The organism is Saccharothrix sp. NBAS 001 (genome assembly GCF_056640475.1).
This window is the reverse complement of the sequence record NZ_CM153251.1, coordinates 8,501,286-8,526,047: the sequence shown is the minus strand read 5'-3', so window position 1 is coordinate 8,526,047 and position 24,762 is coordinate 8,501,286. Positions and strand designations below refer to the sequence as shown.

The 24,762-nt window shown below is 71.6% G+C and carries 25 protein-coding genes; 14 read left to right on the top strand and 11 right to left on the bottom strand.

Features of this window, described 5'->3' with window-relative positions; all coding sequences use genetic code 11:
* Positions 1 to 161: 161 nt before the first annotated feature.
* From AC0HI0_RS37820 to AC0HI0_RS37780, 9 genes are all read left to right on the top strand, one after another.
* Positions 162 to 1,277 carry a citrate synthase 2 gene (locus AC0HI0_RS37820; RefSeq protein ID WP_480928264.1) on the top strand — a complete coding sequence of 372 codons (1,116 nt, stop codon included), beginning with the start codon at positions 162 to 164 and terminating at the stop codon, positions 1,275 to 1,277.
* 95 nt (positions 1,278 to 1,372) lie between these two features.
* Positions 1,373 to 2,191 (top strand): ABC transporter ATP-binding protein, encoded by an 819-nt coding sequence (locus tag AC0HI0_RS37815; RefSeq protein ID WP_480928263.1) that lies wholly within the window; start codon positions 1,373 to 1,375, stop codon positions 2,189 to 2,191.
* Complete coding sequence (locus AC0HI0_RS37810; RefSeq protein ID WP_480928262.1) at positions 2,188 to 2,985, top strand: ABC transporter permease; 798 nt, start codon at positions 2,188 to 2,190, stop codon at positions 2,983 to 2,985. Before AC0HI0_RS37815 ends, AC0HI0_RS37810 begins: the two co-directional genes overlap by 4 nt.
* Entirely contained in the window at positions 2,940 to 3,980 is a 1,041-nt protein-coding gene (locus tag AC0HI0_RS37805; RefSeq protein WP_480928261.1) for a sensor histidine kinase, read from the top strand. The genes AC0HI0_RS37810 and AC0HI0_RS37805 overlap by 46 nt, the downstream gene beginning before the upstream one ends.
* A 26-nt stretch (positions 3,981 to 4,006) precedes the next feature.
* Complete coding sequence (locus AC0HI0_RS37800; protein ID WP_480934477.1) at positions 4,007 to 4,606, top strand: response regulator; 600 nt, start codon at positions 4,007 to 4,009, stop codon at positions 4,604 to 4,606.
* Positions 4,607 to 4,760: 154 nt separating this feature from the next.
* Entirely contained in the window at positions 4,761 to 5,894 is a 1,134-nt protein-coding gene (gene serC, locus AC0HI0_RS37795) for a phosphoserine transaminase (RefSeq protein ID WP_480928260.1), read from the top strand.
* Positions 5,895 to 6,149: 255 nt separating this feature from the next.
* Positions 6,150 to 7,052 carry a septation protein SepH gene (gene sepH, locus AC0HI0_RS37790; protein WP_480934476.1) on the top strand — a complete coding sequence of 301 codons (903 nt, stop codon included), beginning with the start codon at positions 6,150 to 6,152 and terminating at the stop codon, positions 7,050 to 7,052.
* Positions 7,053 to 7,190: 138 nt separating this feature from the next.
* Positions 7,191 to 7,562, top strand: a complete 372-nt coding sequence (locus AC0HI0_RS37785; RefSeq protein WP_480928259.1) for a hypothetical protein — start codon at positions 7,191 to 7,193, stop codon at positions 7,560 to 7,562.
* Positions 7,555 to 7,983 carry a hypothetical protein gene (locus tag AC0HI0_RS37780; protein WP_480928258.1) on the top strand — a complete coding sequence of 143 codons (429 nt, stop codon included), beginning with the start codon at positions 7,555 to 7,557 and terminating at the stop codon, positions 7,981 to 7,983. Before AC0HI0_RS37785 ends, AC0HI0_RS37780 begins: the two co-directional genes overlap by 8 nt.
* Positions 7,984 to 8,005: 22 nt before the next feature.
* Here the strand turns inward: AC0HI0_RS37780 and AC0HI0_RS37775 are convergent, their stop codons facing one another.
* On the bottom strand, positions 8,006 to 8,239 hold the full coding sequence (locus AC0HI0_RS37775; protein ID WP_480928257.1) for a hypothetical protein: 234 nt from the start codon (positions 8,237 to 8,239) through the stop codon (positions 8,006 to 8,008).
* Between the two features lie 158 nt (positions 8,240 to 8,397).
* Between AC0HI0_RS37775 and AC0HI0_RS37770 the strand changes: the two genes are divergently transcribed.
* Together AC0HI0_RS37770 and AC0HI0_RS37765 are read left to right on the top strand one after the other, a co-directional pair.
* Positions 8,398 to 10,128, top strand: coding sequence for an ABC transporter ATP-binding protein (locus AC0HI0_RS37770; RefSeq protein ID WP_480928256.1), 1,731 nt, complete (start codon positions 8,398 to 8,400; stop codon positions 10,126 to 10,128).
* Complete coding sequence (locus AC0HI0_RS37765; protein ID WP_480928255.1) at positions 10,125 to 12,092, top strand: ABC transporter ATP-binding protein; 1,968 nt, start codon at positions 10,125 to 10,127, stop codon at positions 12,090 to 12,092. The genes AC0HI0_RS37770 and AC0HI0_RS37765 overlap by 4 nt, the downstream gene beginning before the upstream one ends.
* A 72-nt stretch (positions 12,093 to 12,164) precedes the next feature.
* Here the strand turns inward: AC0HI0_RS37765 and AC0HI0_RS37760 are convergent, their stop codons facing one another.
* Together AC0HI0_RS37760 and AC0HI0_RS37755 are read right to left on the bottom strand one after the other, a co-directional pair.
* Positions 12,165 to 12,776 carry a DUF2537 domain-containing protein gene (locus AC0HI0_RS37760; protein ID WP_480928254.1) on the bottom strand — a complete coding sequence of 204 codons (612 nt, stop codon included), beginning with the start codon at positions 12,774 to 12,776 and terminating at the stop codon, positions 12,165 to 12,167.
* 97 nt (positions 12,777 to 12,873) lie between these two features.
* A complete protein-coding gene (locus AC0HI0_RS37755) occupies positions 12,874 to 13,650 on the bottom strand; it encodes a TrmH family RNA methyltransferase (protein ID WP_480928253.1) in 777 nt (258 codons plus the stop codon).
* Positions 13,651 to 13,854: 204 nt separating this feature from the next.
* Between AC0HI0_RS37755 and AC0HI0_RS37750 the strand changes: the two genes are divergently transcribed.
* On the top strand, positions 13,855 to 15,354 hold the full coding sequence (locus AC0HI0_RS37750) for a glutamate-cysteine ligase family protein (RefSeq protein ID WP_480928252.1): 1,500 nt from the start codon (positions 13,855 to 13,857) through the stop codon (positions 15,352 to 15,354).
* 435 nt (positions 15,355 to 15,789) lie between these two features.
* On the opposite strand, the gene AC0HI0_RS37745 is transcribed toward AC0HI0_RS37750, so the two are convergent.
* Together AC0HI0_RS37745 and AC0HI0_RS37740 are read right to left on the bottom strand one after the other, a co-directional pair.
* Positions 15,790 to 16,200, bottom strand: a complete 411-nt coding sequence (locus AC0HI0_RS37745) for a hypothetical protein (RefSeq protein ID WP_015097984.1) — start codon at positions 16,198 to 16,200, stop codon at positions 15,790 to 15,792.
* A 4-nt stretch (positions 16,201 to 16,204) separates the two neighbouring features.
* A complete protein-coding gene (locus AC0HI0_RS37740; protein WP_480928251.1) occupies positions 16,205 to 17,815 on the bottom strand; it encodes an ABC-F family ATP-binding cassette domain-containing protein in 1,611 nt (536 codons plus the stop codon).
* Between the two features lie 104 nt (positions 17,816 to 17,919).
* Between AC0HI0_RS37740 and AC0HI0_RS37735 the strand changes: the two genes are divergently transcribed.
* Positions 17,920 to 18,549 carry a superoxide dismutase gene (locus AC0HI0_RS37735; RefSeq protein WP_480928250.1) on the top strand — a complete coding sequence of 210 codons (630 nt, stop codon included), beginning with the start codon at positions 17,920 to 17,922 and terminating at the stop codon, positions 18,547 to 18,549.
* Between the two features lie 144 nt (positions 18,550 to 18,693).
* Here the strand turns inward: AC0HI0_RS37735 and AC0HI0_RS37730 are convergent, their stop codons facing one another.
* From AC0HI0_RS37730 to AC0HI0_RS37715, 4 genes are read right to left on the bottom strand one after another with little or no spacing between them, the layout of a single operon-like run.
* Positions 18,694 to 19,458 (bottom strand): ABC transporter permease, encoded by a 765-nt coding sequence (locus AC0HI0_RS37730; protein WP_480928249.1) that lies wholly within the window; start codon positions 19,456 to 19,458, stop codon positions 18,694 to 18,696.
* A 35-nt stretch (positions 19,459 to 19,493) separates the two neighbouring features.
* Positions 19,494 to 20,819, bottom strand: coding sequence for an MFS transporter (locus tag AC0HI0_RS37725; RefSeq protein WP_480928248.1), 1,326 nt, complete (start codon positions 20,817 to 20,819; stop codon positions 19,494 to 19,496).
* A 3-nt stretch (positions 20,820 to 20,822) separates the two neighbouring features.
* Complete coding sequence (locus AC0HI0_RS37720) at positions 20,823 to 21,287, bottom strand: MarR family winged helix-turn-helix transcriptional regulator (protein ID WP_480928247.1); 465 nt, start codon at positions 21,285 to 21,287, stop codon at positions 20,823 to 20,825.
* 17 nt (positions 21,288 to 21,304) lie between these two features.
* On the bottom strand, positions 21,305 to 22,750 hold the full coding sequence (locus AC0HI0_RS37715; RefSeq protein WP_480934475.1) for an NCS2 family permease: 1,446 nt from the start codon (positions 22,748 to 22,750) through the stop codon (positions 21,305 to 21,307).
* A 78-nt stretch (positions 22,751 to 22,828) separates the two neighbouring features.
* Here AC0HI0_RS37715 and AC0HI0_RS37710 point away from each other — a divergent pair, with 78 nt between their 5' ends.
* Positions 22,829 to 23,092 (top strand): DUF2530 domain-containing protein, encoded by a 264-nt coding sequence (locus AC0HI0_RS37710; protein ID WP_480928246.1) that lies wholly within the window; start codon positions 22,829 to 22,831, stop codon positions 23,090 to 23,092.
* 17 nt (positions 23,093 to 23,109) lie between these two features.
* Here AC0HI0_RS37710 and AC0HI0_RS37705 read toward each other — a convergent pair whose 3' ends face one another.
* Both AC0HI0_RS37705 and AC0HI0_RS37700 read right to left on the bottom strand, forming a co-directional pair.
* Entirely contained in the window at positions 23,110 to 23,583 is a 474-nt protein-coding gene (locus AC0HI0_RS37705) for a hypothetical protein (protein WP_480928245.1), read from the bottom strand.
* A 45-nt stretch (positions 23,584 to 23,628) separates the two neighbouring features.
* On the bottom strand, positions 23,629 to 24,756 hold the full coding sequence (locus tag AC0HI0_RS37700; RefSeq protein ID WP_480928244.1) for a helix-turn-helix domain-containing protein: 1,128 nt from the start codon (positions 24,754 to 24,756) through the stop codon (positions 23,629 to 23,631).
* Positions 24,757 to 24,762 lie beyond the last annotated feature (6 nt).

The following is a 24,762-nucleotide window of genomic DNA, read 5'->3' as shown; positions in this document are numbered from 1 at the left end:
GCCGCTACCGCAGAGTGGAAACTTGGCGTTAACACGGCCCGTGCTTTCTGAATCGGTTCCTGAATCGTGACCGACGCCACCGATTGCCGTCGTTGCCAGGGGGTCTGCGGGGGAGCAAGGTTTTCCCAACTCTTGAGCCTCGCGGACAAGGAGCGCACAGCGTGGTGCAGCAGACCGAACAGGACGGGTTCCGGCCGGGCCTGGAAGGCGTGGTCGCCTTCCGCACCGAGATCGCCGAGCCCGATCGCGACGGTGGCGCGCTGCGCTACCGCGGGGTCGACATCGAGGACTTGGCGGGCAAGGTCACCTTCGGCAACGTGTGGGCGCTGCTGGTGGACGGCCGCTTCGGCCCGGGTCTGCCGCCCGCCGAGCCGTTCCCGATCCCGGTGCACACCGGCGACGTGCGGGTGGACGTGCAGGCCGCGCTCGCCATGGTCGCGCCGATCTGGGGCTACCAGCCGCTGCTCGACATCAGCGACGAGGACGCCCGCGCGCAGCTCGCCCGCGCCTCGGTGATGGCGCTGTCCTACGCGGCGCAGTCCGCGCGCGGCATCGGCCGGGCCGCGGTCCCGCAGCGGCGCATCGACGAGTGCCGCACGATCACCGAGCGGTTCCTCACCCGGTGGCGCGGCGAACCCGACCCGGCGCACGTCAAGGCCCTCGACGCCTACTGGGTGTCGGCCGCCGAGCACGGCCTCAACGCCTCCACCTTCACCGCCCGGGTGATCGCCTCGACCGGCGCGGACGTCGCGGCGGCCATGTCCGGCGCGATCGGCGCGATGTCCGGCCCGCTGCACGGCGGCGCACCCGCGCGGGTGCTGCCGATGATCGAGGAGGTCGAGCGGACCGGCGACGCGCGGGCCGTGGTGTCCGGCATCCTCGACCGGGGCGAGCGGCTGATGGGCTTCGGGCACCGGGTGTACCGGGCCGAGGACCCGCGCGCCCGCGTGCTGCGGCGCACCTGCCAGGAGCTGGGCGCGGCCCGCTACGAGGTCGCGGCGGCGCTGGAGCAGGCGGCGCTGGCCGAGCTGCGGGAGCGCCGCCCGGACCGGGCGATCGAGACCAACGTGGAGTTCTGGGCCGCGGTGATCCTGGACTTCGCCCAGGTCCCGCCGCACATGATGCCCGCGATGTTCACCTGCGCCCGGACCGCCGGCTGGTCGGCGCACATCCTGGAGCAGAAGCGCACCGGGCGGCTGGTGCGGCCGTCCGCGTCCTACATCGGCCCCGGCCCGCGCGTGCCGTCCGAGGTCGAGGGCTGGGAGGAGATCGCCTGACCGGTCGGCGGGCCCGTGTCCACCGGTCGGTGGACAACCGGTGTCCGTCGACGGGTCGTTACGCACGACCCCCGTGCCGCTGAACGATTCACGGCATGAACGCGATCCGAGTCAGGGACTTGCGCAAGTCCTACGGCGGGCGGCCCGCCGTGGCCGGTGTCGACCTCGACGTCGACACCGGCGAGGTGTTCGCGCTGCTCGGCCCGAACGGGGCGGGCAAGAGCACCACCGTGGAGATCCTCGAAGGGCTGCGCCGCCGGGACGCGGGCGAGGTGTCGGTGCTCGGCGTCGACCCGGCCGACGCGCCCCGCCCGTGGCGTCGCGCCATCGGGATCGTGCAGCAGTCCGCCACCGACCTGGCCGAGAGCACGGTCGCCGAGGCGGTCCGGCACTTCGCCCGCTACTACCCCGACCCGCGCGACCCGGACGAGGTGGTCGAACTCGTCGGCCTGACCGCCCGACGCGACGTGTGGGCGAGCCGGCTGTCCGGCGGTCAGCGGCGGCGGCTGGACGTGGCGCTCGGCATCGTCGGCCGGCCCCGGCTGCTGTTCCTGGACGAGCCCACCACCGGCTTCGACCCGGAGGCCCGCCGCGCGTTCTGGGAGCTGGTCCGGCGGCTCGCCGGCGAGGGCACCACGATCCTGCTCACCACCCACTACCTCGACGAGGTCGAGGCGCTGGCCGACCGGCTCGCGGTGATCGACGCCGGCCGGGTCGTCGCCGAGGGCACGCCCGCCACGCTGGGCGGCCGTGACCGCGCCGAGGCCGTCGTGAGCTGGGTCGACGCGGCCGGCCCGCAGATGCGCCGCACGTCCCGGCCCGCCGCGCTGGTCCGCGAGATCGGCGAGGCGCCCGAGCTGACCGTCACCCGTCCCTCGCTGGAGGACGTCTACCTGGAGTTGATCGGACGATGAGCACCCTGGACATCGGTCTCGCGCGTGGCCGCTTCGAGCTGCGCCAGTTCTTCCGCGACCGGGGCGGCGTGGTGTTCACCTTCGCGCTGCCCGCGTTCATCCTGCTGCTGCTCGGCAACATCTTCAGCGGCGACCTGCCCGGCACCGGCGTCACCATGGGCCAGGTGTACGCGGCCGGCCTGATCGGCGCGGGCATCATCTCCACCTCGTTCATCACCCTCGGCGTGGGCGTCGCGGAGGACCGGGCGAACGGGACGCTCAAGCGCCTCCAGGGCACGCCCATGGCCCCCGCCGCGTACTTCGTCGGCAAGATCGGGCTGGTCCTGGTGCTGAGCCTGGCCGAGGTGGTGCTGATGCTCGCGGTGGGCGTCGCGCTGTTCGACGTCGAGCTGCCGACCGACCCGGCCCGCTGGGTGACGTTCTCGTGGGTGTTCGTGCTCGGCGTGGTGTCGTGCTCGCTGCTGGGCATCGCGGCCAGTTCGCTGGCCCGCACGGCGGGCAGCGCCCCGGCCGTGATGAACCTCCCCTACATCGGGCTCCAGTTCATCTCCGGGGTGTTCATCCACCTGCCGCTGCTGCCCGACGCGATGGTGGTGGTCAGTTCGTTCTTCCCGCTCAAGTGGGTGGCGCAGGGGTTCCGCTCGGTGTTCCTGCCCGACGGCATGGCGATCCAGGAGGCGGCGGGGACGTGGGAGCACGGGAAGATCGCGCTGGTGCTGGGCGCGTGGTGCGTGATCGGCTTTGTGCTGTGCCTGGTCGGTTTCCGCTGGACGAGCGAGCGCAGTGGCGGCTGATCGCCCTCGCCGCGCTGCTCGTCGCGTGCGCGATGGTGGTGTTCAACGGCGGCCCGCTGCGGTTCTGGGCGGTCGGGCTGCTGGTGGCGGGCGCGGTGTGGACGTGGCTGCGCCCGCCGCTGCACTACCCCGTCCTGCTGGTGCTGTTCGTGGCCGCCGAGTGGTGCACGCCCGAGGCGACCTACGCGCTGTTCGCGATCCTGCCGCAGGTCTACCGCGAACAGCGGCTGTGGCCGGCGTTCTGGCTGACCGGGGCGTTCGCGCTGACGCCGTGGCTGGTCTGGTTCGCGAAGACCGGCGACCCGACCCGGATGCTCGCGGTCTCCCTGATGACCCTGCTGTTCTCGCAGCTGTTCGCCTGGGTGACCGGCTCCCTCGCGGACAAGAACGCCCGGATCGCGGAGCTGTCCCGGGAGGCGGGCGTGGCGGCCGAGCGGGAACGGCTCGCCGCCGAGATCCACGACACCCTGGCGCAGGGGTTCACCAGCATCGTCACCCTCGTGCAGGCGGCGCAGGCCGACCCCGCGTCGGCGACCACGCACCTGGACCTGGCGGTCCGCACGGCGCGGGAGAACCTGGCCGAGGCGCGGGCGCTGGTCGCCGCGCTCGCCCCGGCGTCGCTGGACGGGTCGCTCGCGTCGGCCGTGCAGCGGCTCGTGTCGCGGATGGTCGAGGTCGGCATCACGGGTACGTTCCGGCAGGTCGGTGACGGTGCCGTGGACACCTCCGTCGAGGTGGTGCTGCTGCGGGCGGCGCAGGAGGCGTTGACGAACGTGCGCAAGCACTCGGGGGCTCGGGCGGTGGACGTGTCGCTGGAGTTCGGCGACGACGTGGTGCGGCTGGTGGTGCGCGACGACGGGCGCGGGTTCGGCGGGCGCGGGGCCGGGGAGGGGTTCGGGTTGCGCGGGATGCGGGCACGGGTCGAGCAGGTCGGCGGCACGATGAAGGTGTCCGACGCGGGCGGGGCGCGGCTGGTCGTGGAGGTGCCCCGGTGAGCGCCGGCCCGGCCGGTGGCGACGCGGTGATCCGGGTGGTGCTGGTGGACGACCACCCGGTCGTGCGGCAGGGCGTGCGGGGGATGCTCGCGGCGGAGGCCGACATCGAGGTGGTCGGCGAGGCCGGGTCCGGGGCGGACGCCGTGGCGCTGGTCGGCGACCTGCGGCCGGACGTGGTGCTGATGGACCTGCGCATGCCCGGCATGGACGGCGTCGCGGCCACCGCGCGGATCGCCGGCACCAGCCGGGTGGTGGTGCTGACCACCTACGAGACCGACGCCGACATCCTGCGCGCGGTCGAGGCCGGCGCGGCCGGGTACCTGCTCAAGGACTCGTCCCGGGACGAGCTGGTGGAGGCGGTGCGGGCGGCGGCGCGCGGGGAGACGGTGCTCGCGCCGTCGATGGTGCGCAAGCTGGTCCGGCGCGGGCCGGCGCTGTCGCCGCGCGAGGTCGAGGTGCTGCGGCTGGTCGCACGAGGACTGTCCAATGTGGAGATCGGGCGGGAGCTGTTCATCGGCGAGGCGACGGTGAAGACCCACCTGCTGCGGGTGTTCACCAAGCTCGGCGTTTCGGACCGGACGGCGGCGGTCACCACGGCGCTGGAGCGAGGACTGCTCGGCCGGTGAGTTTCACCTGGTCGGGGCGGGTATAGCCGGAATTGATGGCCGGATGGACGTGAGCAGCGACACCCGGCCGTCACTGTTAGGCCACGCGGCTGCAACACTGTTGCCCCCGGCAACGGCGCCGGTCACCCCTCCCCCGGTACCCGGAGGCTCCGCGATGACCCAGACCGCCGACCCGACCACCCTGGTCCTGCCCGCCGAACTCCGGCCGTCCGACGGCCGCTTCGGGTGCGGCCCGTCCAAGGTCCGCCCGGAGGCCCTCGCGGCCCTGGCGTCCGAGGGCGCGAAGCTGATGGGCACCTCCCACCGCCAGAAGCCGGTGAAGTCCCTGGTCGGCTCGGTCCGCTCGGGTCTGCGCGAGCTGTTCTCGCTGCCCGAGGGCTACGAGGTCGTGCTGGGCAACGGCGGCACCACCGCGTTCTGGGACGCCGCGGCGTTCGGCCTGGTCCGGGAGCGCGCGCAGCACTTCACCTACGGCGAGTTCTCCTCGAAGTTCGCCAAGGTCACCTCCGACGCCCCGTTCCTGGGTGACTCGATCGTGGTCAAGGCCGACCCCGGCTCGGCCCCGGAGATCGCCTACGCCGAGGGCGCGGACCTGGTCGGCTGGGCGCACAACGAGACGTCCACGGGCGTGGCCGTCCCGGTGTCGCGGCCCGCGGGGTCCGAGGGCGCCCTGGTCGCGATCGACGCCACGTCCGGCGCGGGCGGCCTGCCGGTGAACGCCGAGGACTGCGACGTCTACTACTTCGCGCCGCAGAAGTCGTTCGCCTCGGACGGCGGCCTGTGGATCGCCCTGATGTCGCCCGCCGCGCTGGAGCGGGTCGCCGAGATCGGCGCGTCCGGCCGCTGGGTGCCGGAGTTCCTGTCGCTGACCACCGCGCTGGACAACTCCACCAAGGACCAGACCTACAACACGCCGTCGCTGGCCACGCTGTTCCTGCTGGACGACCAGATCAAGTGGATCCTGGGCAACGGCGGCCTGCCGTGGGCCGTGGAGCGCACCGCCGACTCGTCGTCGCGGCTGTACTCGTGGGCCGAGTCGACCTCCTACACCTCGCCCTACGTGGCGGACCCGGCGTACCGGTCGCAGGTCGTCGGCACGGTCGACTTCGACGACTCCGTGGACGCGGCGGTCGTGGCCAAGGTGCTGCGGGCCAACGGCGTCGTGGACGTCGAGCCGTACCGCAAGCTCGGCCGCAACCAGCTGCGGGTGGCGATGTTCCCGGCGATCGAGCCGGCCGACGTGACCGCGCTGACCAAGGCCGTCGACTGGGTGGTCTCCCAGCTCTGACGCGCGCGCTGCCCGACACGGGGGCTTCCCGCCCGGCTCCGGCCGGCGACGGGAGGCCCCCGTTCGCGTTTCCGAAGTGGTAGAGGTGGAGGGGTGGCCGCCGAGGTGAACCTTGCGGTAACAGAAGTGCGAACACGAGCGACATACGGCAAGATCACATGAAGATATCGATAGACGCGGCGAGCCTCCCCCGTCAAGGCGGCGCGCCGGATTAACGTCGGCACCTGGCGAGGTGAAGTCATACGGGAGGCCATGATGCGAGCGCTGCGGGTCATCGGGCTCGAAGACGACGGCAAGTCCGTCATCCTCGAAGACCCGGATCGCGGCGAGCGCTTCGTGCTCCCCGCCGACGAACGGCTGCGCGCGGCGGCGCGGGGCGACCTCACCCGACTCGGCCAAATCGAGATCGAGGTGGAGAGCCAGATGCGTCCCCGGGAGATCCAGGCGCGGATCCGCGCCGGCGAGTCCGTAGACCAGGTCGCCTCGGCGGCCGGCATCCCGACCCACCGGGTCGAGCGGTACGCCTACCCCGTCCTGCTGGAGCGGTCCCGCACCGCCGACCTGGCCCAGCGCGCCCACCCGGTGCGCGAGGACGGGCCGGACGTGCAGACCCTCGGCGAGGTGGTGGCGCACTCGTTCGGCCTGCGCGGCCAGGAGTACGCCGACGTGAGCTGGGACTCGTGGCGCGGTGAGGACGGCCGCTGGGTGGTGCAGCTGCACTGGACGGCGGGCCGCTCGGACAACCGGGCGCACTGGGCGTTCCACCCGGGCGCGCAGGGCGGCACGGTGACCGCGCTGGACGACGGGGCCGTCGAGCTGATGGACCCGAACCCCAACCGCACGCTGCGCACCGTCCGGCCGGTCACCCAGCTGGCGCGGCAGGCCCTGAACCTGGAGAAGGAGGCGGAGCCGGAGATCCTCGCCCGCGAGGAGCCGACCCCGCAGCCCGCCCCGGTGCAGGTCCCGGTCGTGGAGGCCAAGCCCGAGCCGGAACCCGAGCCCGCGCCGGTCGCGGAGGAGCCGCCGGCACCGCCCGCCGCGCAGCAGAACCCGGCTGCGGCGAAGAAGGAGCCGCCGCCCAAGCGCGGCAAGAAGAACCACCCGATCGTCCCGTCGTGGGAAGACGTCCTGCTGGGCGTCCGCTCGAACCGCGGCTGACCGCTCGGACGTGTGCAGGGCCCCCGCCGGGTCGGCGGGGGCCCTTCGCGTTGGGGCCTTCGCGTTGGGGGCCCTTCGCGTTGGGGGGCCTTCGCGTTGGGGCCGTTTGTCGTGGGGGTGCGGCGGGTAACCGGGAGCATGCTGCGAGTGGTGGTGGGAGCGGTGCTGGGGGCCGTGCTCGGAGCGGCCTGGTGGGCGGTGCGGGAGTTCATCGCCGCCGGCGCGGTGTGTTCCAAGGACAACTGGAACTGCCTGGCCATGGGCCTGTTCGCGATCCCGGTCAGCCTGGTGGTCGGCGTGCTGCTCGGGTGGTTCGCGCTCACGCTGCTGCGGGTGCAGCGGCCGCTGGGCATGGCCGCGGTGGGGATGACGTTCGCCGCGGTGCTGACCTTGACCACGGTGTGGATCTCGATCCCGGCGAGCGGCGTGCTGGCGGGCGCGCTGGGATTCGCGCTGGCCGCACCGGTGACAGCACGGCACCCGGTCAGCCACAATGCCGGCCGTGACTGACATCCCGCGCCCCACGGCGGGCGGCTTCGCGTTCAGGGTGCTGTTGCGCGTCGTCGTGTCCGCGGCGGTCGGCGCGGTGCTGCTCATCGCGTGGATCTGGGCGTACCAGAGCGGCGTGCTGGACCGGGTGGTCAACGAGACGTCGCTGGGCGGGTTCCTGCTGCTCGTCGTGATCGGGCTGCCGGTCGCGCTGCTGCTCAGCGCGCTGCTGGCCGGACCGGTGCTGTGGGTGCTGAAGGTCCGGCCGGTGTGGCCGATCGTGCTGATCGGACCGGTCCTGCTGGGTCTGGCCCACTACTTCAAGCTGCCCGACCAGTTCTCCTGGCTCGGTGACAAGTGGACCGTGCTCACCCTGCTGGCCGGCGCCTCCTACGGACTCGCCGGGCTGCTCACCGCGCCCGCGATGCTGCGCAAGAAGTAGCTCACGGGCACTCCCGCGCAGGTCAGGGGGCGGGGACCGCGTCGAGCAGGTCCAGCGGCACGCCCTCGTACTCGCACCACTGCTCGGCTTCCGCACGGGAGAGCGGCCGGGCGTGGTCCGCCCGCCCGCCGACGGCGTCCCACCCGTCGGGAGCCAGCACGTTCAGTCGACCGCCGCGCACGGCGAGCAACCGGCCGCGCGGGAAAGCCATGGTAGGCGCGGTGCGCAGGTACTGCACGTCCATCTTGACCTCCACCTGGGTCGAGCATGCATCGTGGGTGGCGGGAAATACGGATGCTTGCGGGGGGTGAGGTTCGTACGGTGGAAGCGGACCTGAGGGGGACGACAGAAGTGACTGAGCAGGCGGAGTCACCATCCAACACCGTTGCTCGACGCGTATCCACCGCCGCCACCGTGCGCCGACTCTGGCCGTACTTCCGGCCGGTGCGCTTCCAGATGGCCGCGAGCATGACCGCGGCGCTGCTGGCCATGCTGTGCGGCCTGGGCATACCGCTCATCACCCAACGCATCGTGGACGGCCCGATCGCCGGCCGCGACCTGGGAGCCCTGCCACCCATGGTGGGACTGGTCCTGCTGCTGGGGCTCGCCGAGGCGGGCTTCTTCTTCGCGCGGCGGCGGTTCATCGCCCGACCGGCCTCCGACGTCGAAGCGCGGATGCGCGCGGACATGTACCACCACCTGCAGCGACTGCCGGTCTCGTTCCACGACCGCTGGCAGTCCGGGCAACTGCTGTCGCGGGCCACGCAGGACCTGAACACGGTCCGCCGGTTCGTGGCGTTCGTCATCACGTTCCTGGTGGTCAACACGCTGGTCGTGCTGACCGGGCTGGCCGTGCTGTTCTGGCTCTCGCCGGTGCTGGGCACGATCGTGCTGGCCTGCACGCTGCCGCTGGTGGTGCTGTCCTACCTGTTCGAGTCGAAGTTCAAGGTGGTCGCGCGGCGGGCGCAGGACCAGGCCGGCGACCTGACCACGGTGGTCGAGGAGTCGGTGCTGGGCATCCGGGTGCTCAAGGCGTTCGGCCGGGGCCCGCACCTGACCCGGCGGTTCCTGCGGCAGGCCCGCGACCTGCGGGAGACCGAGCTGGCCAAGGTGCGGATCTTCGCGATGCTGTGGGCGGTGCTGATCGTGCTGCCGGAACTGGCCATCGCCGGGCAGCTCGCGTTCGGCGCGGTCGGCATCGCGGACGGCACGGTCAGCGCGGGCACGCTGGTCGCGGCGGTCGCGGTCAGCGCCTACCTGCGCTGGCCCATCGACTCGATCGGCTGGCTGCTGGCGGAGACGAACCAGACCGCGTCGGCGTCCGAGCGGTACTTCGAGGTGCTGGACGCGGAGGTGACGGTCACCTCGCCCGCGACGGCGGTGGCGCTGCCCGGGCAGGTGCGCGGGCACGTGCGGTTCGAGGACGTGCACTTCGCGCACTCGGTCGGCGGTCACGAGGTGCTGCGCGGCGTCGACCTGGACATCCGGCCGGGCGAGACGGTCGCGCTGGTCGGCGCGACCGGGTCCGGCAAGACGACGGTGACCGCGCTGGTGCCGCGCCTGGCGGACGTGACCTCCGGGCGGGTCACCGTGGACGGGGTGGACGTGCGGGACCTGGACCTGGCGGAACTGCGCCGGGTGGTCGGCATGGCGTTCGAGGAGCCGATCCTGTTCTCGGCGAGCGTGACCGAGAACATCGCGCTGGGCAGCGCCGAGGTCGGCGAGGAGCGGGTGCGCGAGGCGTTGCGGGTGGCGCGGGCCGAGGAGTTCGTGGACGCGCTGCCGTGGGGCCTGGACACCCGGATCGGCGAGCAGGGGTTGTCGCTGTCCGGCGGCCAGCGGCAGCGGCTGGCGCTGGCGCGGGCGGTCGTGGGGCACCCGGCGGTGCTGGTCCTGGACGACCCGCTGTCCGCGTTGGACGTGCACACCGAGGCCGAGGTGGAGGCCGCGCTGCGCCGCGTGCTGCACGGGGTGACGGCGCTGGTCGTCGCGCACCGGCCGAGCACGGTGCAGTTGGCGGACCGGGTGGCGATGCTCGTGGACGGTCGGATCGCGGCGATCGGCACGCATCGGGAACTGCTGGCGGACAACGAGGAGTACCGGCACCTTCTGTCCACCATGGAGGATGAGGGGGTGGCGGCGTGAGCACCGGGACGGTGGGGTCCGCAGGGGCCGGTCCGGGTGGACCGGGTCCGGGTGGGCCGGGTTCGGACGGGGCGGGTACGGGTGGGCCGGGTTCGGACGGGGCGGGTACGGGTGGGCCGGGTTCGGACGGGGCGGGTTCGGACGGGGCGGGTGAGGAGAGGTGGCGCGGTGTCGCCGCCGAAGAGGTCGAGGAGATCGACTACTCGACCGGCGTGAAGCTCAAGGCCCGGTCGCGCAAGCTGCTCGGGTCGTTGCTGCGGCCCCACTCGCGGGCGGCGGTCCTGGCGCTGGTCATCGTGATCGCGGAGAACGTGGTCAACCTGGCCGGGCCGCTGCTGATCGCGGCGGCGATCGACCGGGGCGTGCCGGCGGCCCTGGAGGGTCGGCCCGGGGTGCTCACGTGGTGCGTCGGCGGGTACGTCGCCTGCGCGTTGAGCGCGACGGTGCTGCGGTGGGCGTTCGTCCGGCTGTCCGGGCGGATCGGCCAGGACCTGCTGCTCGACCTGCGGGAACGGATCTTCCGGCACGCGCAGCGGCTGTCCGTCTCGTTCCACGAGAAGTACACGTCGGGCAAGGTCATCTCGCGGCTGACCAGTGACGTGGACTCGTTGCAGGACCTGCTGGAGCAGGGCCTGGACGGGTTCTTCACCTCGATGCTGTCGGTGATCGGCATCTCGATCGTGATGCTCACCCTCGACCCGCCGCTGGCGCTGGCGGTGCTGTTCGGGTTCGTGCCGCTGCTGTTGCTGATCCGGTGGTTCCAGCGCCGCTCGATGCGGGCCTACCGGGGCACGCGGGGCGCGATCGCGAAGATCATCGTGCAGTTCGTGGAGACCATGAACGGCATCCGCGCGGTGCAGGCGTTCCGCCGCGAAGGCCGCAACGAGCACATCATGGGCGAGCTGAACGCCAAGTTCCGCGACGCGAACACCGACGCGTTCAAGGTGGTGGCGACGTTCACCTCGCTGGTGCGGGTGATCGGCAACGTGTCGCTCGCGGTGATCGTGGCGTGGGGCGCGTTCCGGGTCGCGGACGGGCAGTTGGAACTGGGTGTGCTGGCGGCGTTCACGCTGTACGTGCGGCGGTTCTACGACCCGTTCGACGAGATCGCGATGTTCGCCAACTCCTACGCGTCGGCCACGGCGGCGCTGGAGAAGATCTCCGGGCTGCTGGAGGAGGAGCCGACCGTGCCGGAGCCGGAGGACCCGGTGCCGCTGGGCGAGGTGCGCGGGCGGGTGGCGTTCGACGGCGTGGAGTTCCGGTACTCGGCGGCCACGCCGGTGGTGCTGCCGCCGTTCGACCTGAACGTGCCGGCCGGGCAGACCGTGGCGCTGGTGGGCGCGACGGGCGCGGGCAAGTCGACGTTGGCGAAGCTGGTCGGCCGGTTCTACGACCCGTCGCGCGGGTCGGTGCTGCTGGACGGGGTCGACCTGCGGTCGGTGGCCGACGTCGACCTGCGGCGGGCCGTGGTGATGGTGACGCAGGAGAACTTCCTGTTCGACGGCTCGGTCGCGGACAACATCGCGCTGGGCCGGCCGGCCGCGTCGAGGGCCGAGGTCGAGGACGCGGCGCGGGCGGTCGGCGCGCACGAGTTCATCGCGGCGTTGCCGGACGGCTACGACACGGACGTGCGCAAGCGCGGCGGGCGGTTGTCCGCCGGGCAGCGGCAGATGGTGGCGTTCGCGCGGGCGTTCCTGGCGGATCCGGCGGTGCTGGTGCTGGACGAGGCGACGTCGAGCCTGGACGTGCCCTCGGAGCGGCTGGTGCAGGGCGCGCTGGAGACGGTGCTGGCGTCGCGGACGGCGTTCATCATCGCGCACCGGCTGTCGACCGTGATGATCGCGGACCGGGTGCTGGTGCTCGACGGTGGCCGGGTGGTGGAGGACGGGACGCCCGAGGAGCTGATCGACGGGCGTGGGCGTTTCGCCGCGTTGCACACGGCGTGGCGGGAGTCGTTGGCGTAGCGGTGGGTGGCGTTGGGCGTTGGGCGTTGGGCGTTGGGCGTTGGTGGTGGCGGTGAGGGGTGTGGTGGTTCTTTACAAGAGGGTCGTGATCAGCGCGAACCACGCGATGAGGACGCCGGCCACCACGCCGTAGGCCACCCAGCGCCACACCAGCACTTTGCGCGCCAGCCAGACGGACGGGGCGATGCCGCCGACCACGAGGACGTTCGCCAGCAGGGCTAGCCACTGGCTGGTCTCGCCCAGCCCGAGCGACAGCGTGACCACCATGAACGTCACGACGGCGGCGGTGAACACGCTGACCGTCAGACCGGTGCCCCAGGGGGTCTCCTCCTGGGGCACTTCGGCGTCCGGAGCTTCGTCCGGAGCTTCGTCCGGCGCTTCCTCCGGTTCGGGGGCTTCCACGACGTGCTGCTCCCCGGTCACCGGGTCGGTGTACGCGACGGGCGCGCCCATGTCGGCGGCCACCCGGCCCGCCAGTTGCCGCCCGCGCATCGCCACCAGCGCGCCCGCGCTGCCGTCCGGCGAGGTGTCCGCGCGGCCCACGGCCGCGGCGACCTTCGCCCACTCGTGCAGCGCGTCGGCCAGACCGGCGCCGAGCGGCAGCGTGTGGGGGTCCACCTCCCGCTCGCCCACGTCGTCGTGGCCCGCCAGCACGGCGCGGCCGTCCTGGACCCGCAGTTCCACGAATCTCCTCCTCAAGGGTGCTGTGTCGACCGTAGTCGGTCGGGCGATCGGGCAGAAGCTTTCGGAAAGCCGATGCGGGATCGGTTCGGTGGGCCGGTCAGGAGATCGCGTAGAAGGCGATGGCACCGGCGGTGGCGACGTTGAGCGAGTCGACGCCCGACGCCATCGGGATGCGCACGGCCACGTCGGCGGCCCGGATGGCCTCCTCGGTGAGGCCGGGGCCCTCGGAGCCGAGCAGGACGGCGGTCTTCGAGGATCTCAGGTCGAGGTCGGCGAGGTTTCGCGCCGATTCGCGGGGAGTCAGTGCGGCAACGGTGAAACCGTTGTGGCGCAACATGTCCAAGCCTGAGGTGAGGTCGGGCAGATGGGCGAACGGGACGCGGAGCACGTGGCCCATCGAGACTCGGACGCTTCGCCGGTACAGCGGGTCGCTGCACCCCGGGCCCAGCAGGATGCCGCCGATGCCCAGGGCGGCGGCGTTGCGGAACAGCGAACCGAGGTTCTCGTGGTCGCCCACGCCCTCCAGCACGGCCAGCGTGGTGGCCTCCCGGGCGAGGCGCTCGGGAGCGGGCTGCGGCGCGCGGTCCGCGACGGCGAGCACGCCGCGGTTGAGGTGGAAGCCGACCACCTCGGCCATGACCTCGGCGGACGTGACGTACGCGGGAGCGGGCAGCGCCCCGAGGGCTTCGATCCGGCGGCGCACGCCGAGCAGGCTGCGGATCGGGTAGGGCGACGCCAGGAGCCGTTCGACCACGACGACGCCCTCGGCGATCACCAGGCCCCGGCCACCGGGGCGGTCGGGGCGGCGGTCGGCGGTCGACAGGTCCCGGAAGTCGTCCAGGCGCGGGTCGGCCGGGTCGTCGATCTCGATCACCCGGGCAGTGTCCCATTCTCGACAGGTGAACACCCCTCGTAGTCCAGAGGGCCGAACGCTGAGGCTTCCACCTGCATGTTCTCGCTGATTGTTACCTGAAGGTGACAGAGAGCACCGATTTGGGCGCTGGCGGGAGGGTGCCCGCTGTGTCACGGTTGGCCTCCGCTGAGCCCGCCGGAGCAGCCCGACCGATTGGGAGGCGGCATGGGTAGCAATGTGTCCAGTCGGACGTTCACCAGGGAGGACCGCCAGCGCTACCGCGAGCGGGTCCAGCGTTGCTTGGACGCCCTGGGGACGATGTTGGCCGAGGACAGCTTTTCCTTCCCCCGTCAGCAGATGGGGCTGGAGATTGAGCTGAACCTGGTCGACGACGACTGTCGGCCCGCGATGGCCAACGCCGAGGTGCTGGAGAAGATCGGCGACCCGTCGTTCACGCTGGAATTGGGGCAGCACAACCTGGAGGTCAACGTCCCGCCCCGGGAACTGGCCGGGGACGAGACGCTGGACCTGGAGAAGGAACTGCGCGAGACGCTGTCGTCCGCGGACGACAAGGCGCACGACGCCGGCGCGTCGATCGTGATGATCGGGGTGCTGCCGACGTTGCGGCACGAGCACTTCGACCGGCGGTGGCTGTCCAACACCCCCCGCTACGGCCTGCTCAACGACCAGATCTTCGCCGAGCGCGGCGAGGAGACGGTGCTGTCGATGGAGGGCTCGCCGATGCCGGGCTCCTCCGCCGAGAAGTTGTTGAGCTACTCGGAGTCCATCGTGCCGGAGGCGGCCTGCACGTCGGTGCAGCTGCACCTGCAGGTGGCACCGGACGATTTCGCGGCGCACTGGAACGCGGCCCAGGCGCTGGCCGGGGTGCAGGTGGCGATCGCGGCCAACTCGCCGTTCCTGCTGGGGCGGGCGTTGTGGCACGAGACGCGGATCCCGTTGTTCCTCCAGGCGACCGACACGCGGACGATCGAGTTGAAGAACCAGGGCGTGCGGCCGCGGGTGTGGTTCGGGGAGCGGTGGATCACGTCGATCTTCGACCTGTTCGAGGAGAACGTGCGGTACTTCCCCGCGTTGCTGCCGGAGACCGGTGACGAAGATCCGCTGGACGTGCTGGGCGCGGGCGGCACGCCCTCGTTGAACGAGTTGCGGCTGCACAACGGGACCGTGTGGCGGTGGAACCGGCCCGTCTACGACGTGGTGGACGGGGTGCCCCACCTGCGGGTGGAGAACCGGGTGCTGCCGGCCGGGCCGACGGTGCTGGACACGATGGCGAACGCGGCGTTCTTCTACGGGGCGCAGCGGGCGTTGACCACGCTTGAACGTCCACTGTGGACTCAGATGTCGTTCCACGCGGCGGAGGAGAACCTCTACGCCGGGTCGCGGCACGGGATGGGCGCGCAGCTGTACTGGCCCGGGATCGGGTGGGTGCCGCCGGACGAGTTGGTGCTGCGGCGGTTGCTGCCGTTGGCGCACGAGGGGTTGCGGGCGTGCGGGGTGTCGGATTCCGCGCGGGAGAGGTACCTCGGGGTGATCGAGGCCCGGTGCCTGTCCCGGCGGACGGGGTCGCAGTGGCAGCGGGACACGGTGTCGTTGCTCGAAGCTCGCGGGGCTTCCCGGGAAGTGGCGTTGAGCGTGATGCTGGCCCGGTACGTGGAGTTGATGCACGGTGGCGAGCCGGTGCACACGTGGCCGGTCGGGGGTTGAAACGTTGAAACGTTGAAACGTCGGGACGGTTGGGGCGTGGGGCGTTGGGACGCGGAAAACGAGAAGGGTTCGGATTTGAGAGGGTTGGGCGTTGGAAGATAAAAGCGTCCTCGCCGGACGGGCAGGCCGCCGGGGATGAAATAGGGCGAAGAGGTCTGCGTTTCATCCCCGCATGGCCTGGTCGAAGACAACCACCCTTGGGTGGGGAGCGCAAGCGAAAAGCGTGCTTGCGCTCCCCACCCAAGCGCGGTTCGCTGGCGCGCAGGCCATACGGGGATGAAACGCAGACTGGGTGGGGGGTGAGCTGGGTGGACTGGGTGGGGTGAGCTGCGCGCGGACACGTTCATCTTCACGTCGCCGGGCAGTTGCCCACCCGCGCCGGCCGGTGATGGCGGTGGGGCGGAGCCTTGGCGCCTTGGTGTTGGCGCCTGGGTGTTAGCGCCTGCGGCCGGATTTGAGAGGGGCGACGTCTGCTCCGTCGTGGGAGCTTCGGCATTCCTCCGGGGTCACGGCTTCCACGGCCAGGGTGAGCATTCCCTTGACGCCGGTGTAGATGGATTCGCCGGCGGAGGCCAGGGAGGTGTGCACGCGGTTGGAATCGGAGAAGTCGCGTTCGTCCTTGGTGCGCTTCTTGCCCGCCTCCTCGGGCTTCGTGGCGCTGCGGAGGTTGACCTCCAGCCAGGCCGCCACTTCCGCCGGGGTGGTCAGGACCTCTTCCGGGGTGCGTTCGAGGCGTTCCTGCCTTGGCGAGGCGTGGTCCAGGGACGTGTGCTCGACATAGGCGTGCCAGTGCGTGTTGCGCAGTGACCACGTCTGCTCGACCGGCCAGTCCTCCTCGGTGCCCATGGGGTCATCTTGCCAGGGTCCGCACGTCGAGCGTGTGGTCAACCCCCACCGCGTCGGCCATCCGCCGGTCGTGGGTCACCAGGAGGAGGGTTCCCTCGTAGGTTTCCAGGGCTTGTTCCAGTTGTTCGATGGCCGCCAAGTCCAGGTGGTTGGTGGGTTCGTCGAGGACCAGGCAGGTGGTTCCGGTGGCTTGCAGGACGGCCAGGCCCGCCCTGGTCCGCTCGCCCGGGGACAGGGAGTCGGCCGGCCTCAGGACGGCGTCCGCGCCCACCCGGAACTTGGCCAGCAGGGTTCTGACCTCGACCTCTTCCAGACCGGTGGCGTTGCGCACGACCTCGATGACCGGGGTCGTCGTGGCGAAGGTGGCCCGGACCTGGTCTATCTCGCCGACCACGGTGGACCGGCCTTGGCTGCGGTCGCCCCTGGTCAGGGGCAGGCGGCCGAGGATCGCCGCCAGGAGGGTGGACTTGCCGGAGCCGTTGGGGCCGGTGATGCGCCAGCGCTCGCCCGCGCCGATGGTCAGGTCGATCGGGCCCAGGGTCACCTCGCCGCGGCTGATTTCGGCGTCGCGCAAGGTGAAGGCTATTTGGCTTCCCCGGCCCGCCGTGGGCAGGGTGAGGCGCAGTTCCCATGGGTCCCGGGGCTCCTCCACCTCTTCCAGGCGGGCGAGCGCTCTGTCCACTGTGGACGCCTTCGCGGTCAGGTTCTCCGCGCCCTCCTTGCGGGCCGCCTTGATGTTGCGGTCGTTCTCCTTCGACTTGGCGTTGCGGCGGACGCCCGCCCTCGACCACTCGCGGGTCTGCCGGGAGCGCTGGACGAGGGTGTCGCGCTTGGCGGCGTACTGCTCGTAGTCCTCCTGCGCCCGCGCCCTGGCGTTGGCCTGTTCCGCCACGTAGGCGTCCCAGCCGCCGCCGTAGACGGAGATCGAGTGGGTGAACTCGTCCAGTTCGGCGATCCTGGTGGCGGTCCTGGCCAGGAACTCGCGGTCGTGGCTGACGATGACCATGGCGGCCCCGCTGCCCAGGACGTGCTCCTCCAACTGGGCCAGGCCGGTGTCGTCCAGGTCGTTGGTGGGCTCGTCAAGCAGCAGGACGTCCGCCCTGGTCAGCAGGATGCCGGCCAGCCTGAGGCGGGCCGACTGGCCGCCGGAGAGCGGGCGCTGCTCGTCCAGCAGGGTGGCGGGGAGGCCGAGCTTGTCGCAGGTCTCGGCCGCGCGCTCGTCGAAGTCGGCCGCACCGGTCGCGGTCCAGTGGTCGAACGCTTCGGCGTAGGCGGTTTCGGCTCCCGGGCGGCCGGCCGCGAGGGCCTCGGTGGCGGCCTCGAAGCGGCGGGTGGCTTCGGCCACGCCGGTTCGTCCCGCCAGGTGGTCGCGGAGCGACTCTCCCGGGTGGACGGTCGCCTCCTGGGTCAGGTGGGCGACCTGCCCGGTGGCGGTGACGGTGCCCCCGTCCGGCTTGACCTCACCGGCCAGGACGCGCAGCAGGGTGCTCTTGCCCACGCCGTTGGGTGCCACCAGACCTACGCGCTGACCTGCCGGAACATCGAGATCGACCTCCTGGAGCACGGTCCTGGGACCGAACGACAGCGTCAGGTTGCGGGCTGTCAGAGCGGACACATTCCCGATCGTCGCAAAAAACCTTGTGATCAGCACCCCAGTTTCGGGCCGGGGCTGTTGCAAGTAGATTGCAGGTACTAGAGAGTTGCAACGAGGGGATTGTCATGGCCCAGTACGTGCTGCCGGATCTCGACTACGACTACGCCGCCCTCGAACCCGCGATCATCGGCGAGATCAACGAGCTGCACCACAGCAAGCACCACGCCGCCTACGTCAAGGGCGCCAACGACACGATCGAGCAGATCGCCGAGGCGCGGGACAAGGACTCCTTCGGCTCCATCGTGGGCCTGGAGACGACGCTGGCGTTCCACCTGGCCGGCCACGCGCTGCACCAGGTGTGGTGGAAGAACCTGTCGCCCAACGGCGGCGACAAGCCGGTCGGCGAGCTGGCCGCCGCGGTGGACGAGCACTTCGGCTCGTTCGACAAGCTGCGCGCGCAGCTCGGTGCCGCCGCGTCGACCATCCAGGGCTCCGGGTGGGGCATCCTCGCGTGGGAGCCGGTCGGCCAGCGGCTGATCACCCAGCAGCTGAAGGACCACCACTCGAACCTGTCGATCGCGACGACGCCGCTGCTCGTGTTCGACATCTGGGAGCACGCGTACTACCTCCAGTACCGCAACCTCAAGGCGGACTACATCTCCGCCCTGTGGAACGTCGTGAACTGGGACGACGTGAACGCGCGCTTCGAGGCGGCCCGCGCGGGCCAGAACGGGCTCCAGCTGCCCGCGCAGTGAGCCGTTCCCCACGCTCGGCGGTGGATGCTCCGACAAGCCCTCACCGCTGACACGACGAGGCCCCGCTGCCCGGCGGTACGACCGGGAGGCGGGGCCTCGTCTGTTCCCGAACTGACTGCCGCTCCCACCACGAAGCGACGAGACTTAGGTTAGCCTAACTTCGCCTGGTTGGGAAGTCCGGCGCACCAAGCCCCGTGCGACGAGTTCCACGACCGTGGCGATCGCGGCTGCTTCCACCGCCAGCAGGCCCAGGAGCACGACCAGCTGGAGCGCCCCGGCCTGCCAGACCGGCGCGCCGCCGAGCAGCATCCCGACGAACGCGCCGGGCAGCGTCACCAGGCCGACGGTCCGGGTCTGGTCGAGGGCGGGCAGGATCGCCTCGGCGGCCGGCCGCCTGATCAGCTCCCTGATCGCGTCGGGTTCGGTGAAGCCCAGCGCCAGCGCCGCCTCGTACTCGCCGTGGCGGTCGTGGAGGGTGTCCAGCGCCCGGCGGACGGAGAGGGTCGTCGCGGTCATCGCGCCGCCGATGAGGATGCCGCCCACGGGGACCAGGGCGATGCCGGTCGGCGGGACCAGGCCGGAGAGCATCAGCGCGGCGATGGCGGGGACCGTGCCCACGAGGATGGCCACGCCCACCCAGACGCCCCGTCGGCCGGTCTTGGTGCGGCCCGCCGACGTCGCGGTCGCCACCGTGGCCATGAGGACCAGGAAACCGACGGTCAGGGGCAGCCGGGACAGCACGACCGTGATGACGGCCGACACGGCGGCCAGCTGGGCGGTGGCCCGCAGCGCCGCCTTGACCACGGGTTTCGGCGACGCCAGGCCGCCCCAGTGCAGCACGGCGGCGGCTGCGGCGGTGAACAGCAGGCAGACGACCAGCAGGCGCACCCAGTCCGTTGCGATGACCACGTCGCCATCTGATCACGGAGGTCGGGGGCGGTCGTTCAGAGGCGCGCCCTGCGGCGCAGGCCCAGGCGGTAGGTCGGGAGGGTCAGGCCGCCCCGTTTGGCCAGGACCAGGCCGCCGACGAGGGCCGCGACGATGGAGACGATGCCGCCCACCACCAGGGGGGCGCGGGCGGTGAAGTGCTCCGCCAGCCAGCCCATCACCGGGCCGCCCACCGGGTTCCCGCCCAGGAAGACCAGCATGTAGAGGCCCATCACGCGGCCTCGCATGGCCGGGGTGACGGCGAGTTGGACGGTGGCGTTCGCGGTGGTCGTGAAGGTCATCATGGCGATGCCCACCGGGATCAGCACCGCGCCCACCAGCAGCAGCGAGGGCATCAGGCCGGCGGCGATCTCCAGGACGCCGAACGCCAGGGCGCCCACGATCAGCAGGCGCAGGCGGGGTTTGCCCTTGGCGCTGCGGCGGGCGGCCAGGGTCGCGCCGGCCAGCGTGCCCACCGCGAGCATGGTGGACAGCAGGCCGTAGGCGTCCGCGTCGCCGCCGAAGGTGTTGCGGGCGATGACGGCCAGGGTCACGTAGAAGTTCAGGCCGAACGTGCTGATGAAGAAGACCAGGCAGAGCAGGATCACCAGGTCCGGACGGCCCCGCACGTAGCGCAGGCCCTCGCGGAGCTGGCCCTTCTCCCTCGGCACCGGCTCGCCCCGGTGCAGCTCGGCGGGGCGCATGAGGAACAGGCCGACGATCACGCCGACGAAGCTGACGGCGTTGACGAGGAAAACCCAACCGGTGCCGACGACGATGATCAGGCCGCCGGCGACCGCCGGGCCGACCATCCGGGCCAGGTTGAACGTCATGGAGTTCAGCGCGACGGCGTTGGTCAGCTGGTCACGGCCGACCATCTCGACCACGAACGACTGGCGCACCGGGGTCTCCACCGCCGACACCGCGCCCAGGAGCAGGCAGAGCAGGTAGACGTGCCACAGCTCGGCCACGCCGGTGACGTCGAGCAGGCCCAGCACCAGGGCGCACAGCCCCAGGCCGGTTTCCAGGACCAGCAGCAGCCTGCGCTTGTCCAGGCGGTCGGCGAGGACGCCGGCCCACAGGGACAGCAGGAGGGTCGGTGCGAACTGGAGGGCGGCGGCGATGCCCAGGGCGACCGGGGAGCCGTCGGACAGTTCGAGGACCAGCCAGTCCTGCGCGACGCGCTGCATCCACAGGCCCACCAGGGAGACGACCTGGCCGGACGCGTAGAGGCGGTAGTTGCGCACGCGCAGCGAACCGAACATGCGCCGCTTGGCCGGCGGGGGTAGCGCTTTGCCACGATCGGTCTGATCGGTCTCCGCACCACCCGCGTACGCCGGCACCCGTTACTGCCCCGCCATCCTGTCGATTATCCCGGCGGCGCGCGACAGCACGCCCCGTTCCTCCGGTGTCAGCTCGGCCAGCCGCTTGTCCAGCCACGCCTCGCGCGCCGACACCTCTTCGTTGATGTAGCTGTTGCCCGACTCGCTCAGCTCCACGATGGCCTGCCGGCCGTCGGTGGGGTGCGGTCGCCGGGTGGCGAAGCCGAACTCCTCCAGCGCCGCGATCACCCTCGTCATGGACGGGGGCTGGACGCCTTCCTTCGCGGCCAGCTCGCCCGGCGTCAGCGGTCCGCACTTGTGCAACGTGGACAGCGCGGACACCTGGGTGAGCGAGATCGCAGAGTTGACCCGCTGGGCGCGCAGCCGGCGGGTGAGCCGGACCACGGCCAGCCGCAACCGGCTCGCCAGTCCGTCCTCCGCGTCGACTTCCGCCACGTAGTTAGCATACCTCACGATCTCTGCACCCATCGTGTGAACTTGCCCATTCAGTTGCCCAGAGCTGCCTGGATGGGTCCGATGGCGAAGTAGACGACGAACGCCGCGGACACCACCCACATCAACGGGTGCACGCTGCGGGCCCGGCCGGTCATGGCCCTCAGCAGCACGTAACTCACGAAACCCGCGCCGATCCCGTTCGCGATCGAGTAGGTGAACGGCATGACCACGATGGTCAGGAACGCGGGCAGCGCCACCGAGAAGTCCGCGAAGTCGATCTCCCGGACCTGCACGATCATCAGCGCGCCCACGATCACCAGCGCCGGGGCCGCCGCCTCGACCGGCACCACCTCGTACAGCGGCGTCAGGAACATCGCGGCCAGGAACAGCAGGCCGGTCACCACGTTGGCCAGCCCCGTCCGCGCGCCCTCGGCGATGCCCGACGCCGATTCGACGAAGACGGTGTTGGACGACGACGAGGCGGCACCACCCGCGACCGCGCCCAGGCCGTCCACGAACAGCGCCTTGCTCACGCCGGGCAGCTGACCGTCCTCGCCGATCAGGCCGGCTTCCTTGCCGAGGCCGGTCATCGTGCCGACGGTGTCGAAGAAGTCCGTGAGGACCAGGGTGAACACCACGAGCGCGGCGGTCAGCGCGGGCACCCGCGTCCACGCGCCGAACGACACCTCGCCCAGCAGCGACAGGTCCGGCAGCCCGAACACCTGGTCCGGCAGGGCGGGGTAGCCCAGGTTCCAGCCCTGCGGGTCGACGCCCTTGGACGGGCCGGCGTGCACCAGGGCCTCGATCGCGACCGACAGCGCGGTCGCGCCCAGCACGCCGATCAGGATCGCGCCCTTCACCTTGCGCGCCACCAGGATCCCGGTGACCACCAGGCCGACCACGAACACCAGCGTCGGCCAGGACGCGATGGACCCGTTGATGCCCAGTCCGACCGGGACGGTGGTGCCGGCGGCGTCCGGGACCCGCCGCACGAACCCGGCGTCGACCAGGCCGATGAAGCAGATGAACAACCCGATGCCGACCGCGATCGCCGCCTTCAGCTCCCTGGGGACCGCGTTGAACACCGCCGTGCGCACACCCGTGACCACGAGCAGCAGGACCACCAGGCCGTTCACCACGACCAGGCCCATCGCCTCCGGCCAGGTCATCTTCGGCACGATCGACACGGCCACGAACGAGTTGATGCCCAGGCCGGTGGCCAGCGCGAACGGGTAGTTGGCGACGAGTCCGAACAGGATGGTCAGCACGCCCGCGCACAGCGCGGTGACGGCGGCGACCTGCGAGACCGGCAGGATCGCGCCGAGCACGTCCTTCTTGGCCGACGGGTCGTCCGCCGCGAAGCTGCCCAGGATCAGCGGGTTGAGCACCACGATGTAGGCCATGGTCACGAACGTGACCAGCCCGCCGCGGACCTCCCGCCCGACCGTGGAGCCGCGTTCGGAGATCTTGAAGAATCCGTCGAGCCCGGTGGCCATGCCGCGCTCCCCCTTCCGTGGGTGTGTCACCAGGGCGAGCGTGCCTCACCCGTGTTTCCGGCAGGTAGCCTGCCTGACGTGGCCGAACAGACCCAATCGCCGCCCGCCCCGCCCCCGCTGCCGGCGCGCCTGGCCGACCCGGTGCCGGCGATCGCGGGCGGCACCGCCCTCTGGCTCCTCGCGTTCCTGGTGGTGCTGGTGTTCTTCCGGGAGCAGACCACCCTGCTGTGGACCTGCCTGTCGGGCGCCGCGCTCGGCTGCATCGGCTACGGCGTCTTCCGATGGCAACGATCAGCCGCCCGCCGGGGTTCGCGCACCGCCCAGCAGGGCCTGATCGACTGACCGGAGCCGGTCGTTCGTCAGTGGACGACGGCCCAGGTGCGGGTGGTCGGGTCCACGATCAGGGGCCGGGCGGTCGCCTGCTCTCGCGTCGCGGCGGCGCAGGTGTAGTGGCTACAGCGGTGCTCGACGTCGAAGGCGGTGCCGTCGGGCAGCGGAACGCGGAGCACGGTCGCGTAGACGACGTCGTCCGCCGTCTCGACGCGCTCAACCGTCACGACCTCCGCCTGGACGCGCACCCCGGAGGCTTCCAACTCGGCGGTCTGCCGAGCGTCCCGCGAGACGGCGGCCGTCATGCCCACCAGGACGAGCACCGCCAACGCCCCGCACCCGACGATGATCAGACCCAGCCACCACGAACCGGCCTCGACGACCCCGTACGCGGTCAGCCCGGCAGTGCCGAGCGCCGTCAGCACGCCGATGGCCCTCCCCGCCCCCGCCGACCGGCGACTGGTGCGCGACACCTCGGGCGCGGTCTCCGGGGTGTCGGTCATGCCGTGATCGTAAGGCGATTCCACGGCGGCCGGGCCGGTTCGCCCTCAAGCAGCCGAGACCCGTTGCCGCAAGGTCCTCAAGGACGCGGCGGACCGCGCCGAGCGGACGTCGGCCAGGACGGCACCGGCCCGGTCGGCCAAGTCGCGGGCCTCGTCCAACCGGCCGGTCCGCGCGTAGAGGTCGGCAAGGTCGATCATCCGCCCAGCACGGCCCCGCGACCGGTCCGCACCCAGCCTCGGCACCAGGCTCTCCAACCGCCGGATCGCCTCGCGGTCCTCCCCGGCTGCGGACAACGACCGGGTGACGATCGAATCCAGGTGCGCCTCCGTGACGAAACTCAGCCACGCGGGCGTTTCGCCGCCCCTCGCGGCGAGCGCTTCCGCCTTGGCGATGTGCCGTAGGGCCCCGCGCTTGTCGCCGCTGTTCGCCAGGTGCCGGCCCAGCACGCCGTGCAGGTTCGCGCGCTCGGGGCCGCAGACCTTCTTGTCGACCAGAGCGGACTCCACCAGGTCGGCCGCGTCTTGGGGTTGGTCGTCGCCCACCTGCGCGGCCATGTTGAGCACCACGTGGGCCCTGAGGTCCGGATCGGCTCCGGCGTCCGCCGTGCGCAACGCGAGCGTGGACAACCGGCGCGCGGAGTAGCCGTGGCCCGAGTCGAAGTGCGTCCACGCCGTCCGGTCGGCGAGCGCACCGACCGCCGCCGACAACTCGACCCTGGTTTCGTCCCGCATCGGGGCGTCGAGGAGACCGACCGCCCAGCGCAGCGCCCCGCTGGAGACGTCGGCGGCGACACCGCCGCCGTAGCGGAGGTCCATGGTGGTGTAGACGGTCGTGGCGTGCCGGACCGCCTCGACCTCGGACCGGCCGACCCTGCCGGGCACCGCTGCGGACGTGAGCCCGTCCAGCAGCCGGCCCAACGGCTCCCCCGAGTTCGCCCCGGCGAGCACGGCGGCAGCCGCCGCCAACAACTCCCGTCTGTTCACTTCCTCACCCAGCCCTCGCGCGTCCAACGCACTTTCGCAGGCGGCTACCAGCTCGGGCGTCGCGGTCCGCTGCCCGTTCTCCACCATACCCAGCAGTGACTTGCTGTAGTGGGTCCGTTGCGCCATGACAGCCAGGCTCACTCCCGCCGCCACCCTGGCCGCACGCAGCGCCTTTGCTGTCCCGGACATGACGGC

Bases quoted from the DNA above. Each gene is read 5' to 3' on its own strand.
- AC0HI0_RS37720 (WP_480928247.1), bottom strand. From the start codon at position 21,287: ATGGGTGCAGAGATCGTGAGGTATGCTAACTACGTGGCGGAAGTCGAC.
- AC0HI0_RS37705 (WP_480928245.1), bottom strand. From the start codon at position 23,583: ATGACCGACACCCCGGAGACCGCGCCCGAGGTGTCGCGCACCAGTCGC.
- AC0HI0_RS37815 (WP_480928263.1), top strand. From the start codon at position 1,373: ATGAACGCGATCCGAGTCAGGGACTTGCGCAAGTCCTACGGCGGGCGG.
- AC0HI0_RS37785 (WP_480928259.1), top strand. From the start codon at position 7,191: ATGCTGCGAGTGGTGGTGGGAGCGGTGCTGGGGGCCGTGCTCGGAGCG.
- sepH (WP_480934476.1), top strand. From the start codon at position 6,150: ATGCGAGCGCTGCGGGTCATCGGGCTCGAAGACGACGGCAAGTCCGTC.
- AC0HI0_RS37810 (WP_480928262.1), top strand. From the start codon at position 2,188: ATGAGCACCCTGGACATCGGTCTCGCGCGTGGCCGCTTCGAGCTGCGC.
- AC0HI0_RS37700 (WP_480928244.1), bottom strand. From the start codon at position 24,756: ATGTCCGGGACAGCAAAGGCGCTGCGTGCGGCCAGGGTGGCGGCGGGA.
- AC0HI0_RS37715 (WP_480934475.1), bottom strand. From the start codon at position 22,750: ATGGCCACCGGGCTCGACGGATTCTTCAAGATCTCCGAACGCGGCTCC.
- AC0HI0_RS37745 (WP_015097984.1), bottom strand. From the start codon at position 16,200: ATGGGCACCGAGGAGGACTGGCCGGTCGAGCAGACGTGGTCACTGCGC.
- AC0HI0_RS37750 (WP_480928252.1), top strand. From the start codon at position 13,855: ATGGGTAGCAATGTGTCCAGTCGGACGTTCACCAGGGAGGACCGCCAG.
- AC0HI0_RS37735 (WP_480928250.1), top strand. From the start codon at position 17,920: ATGGCCCAGTACGTGCTGCCGGATCTCGACTACGACTACGCCGCCCTC.
- serC (WP_480928260.1), top strand. From the start codon at position 4,761: ATGACCCAGACCGCCGACCCGACCACCCTGGTCCTGCCCGCCGAACTC.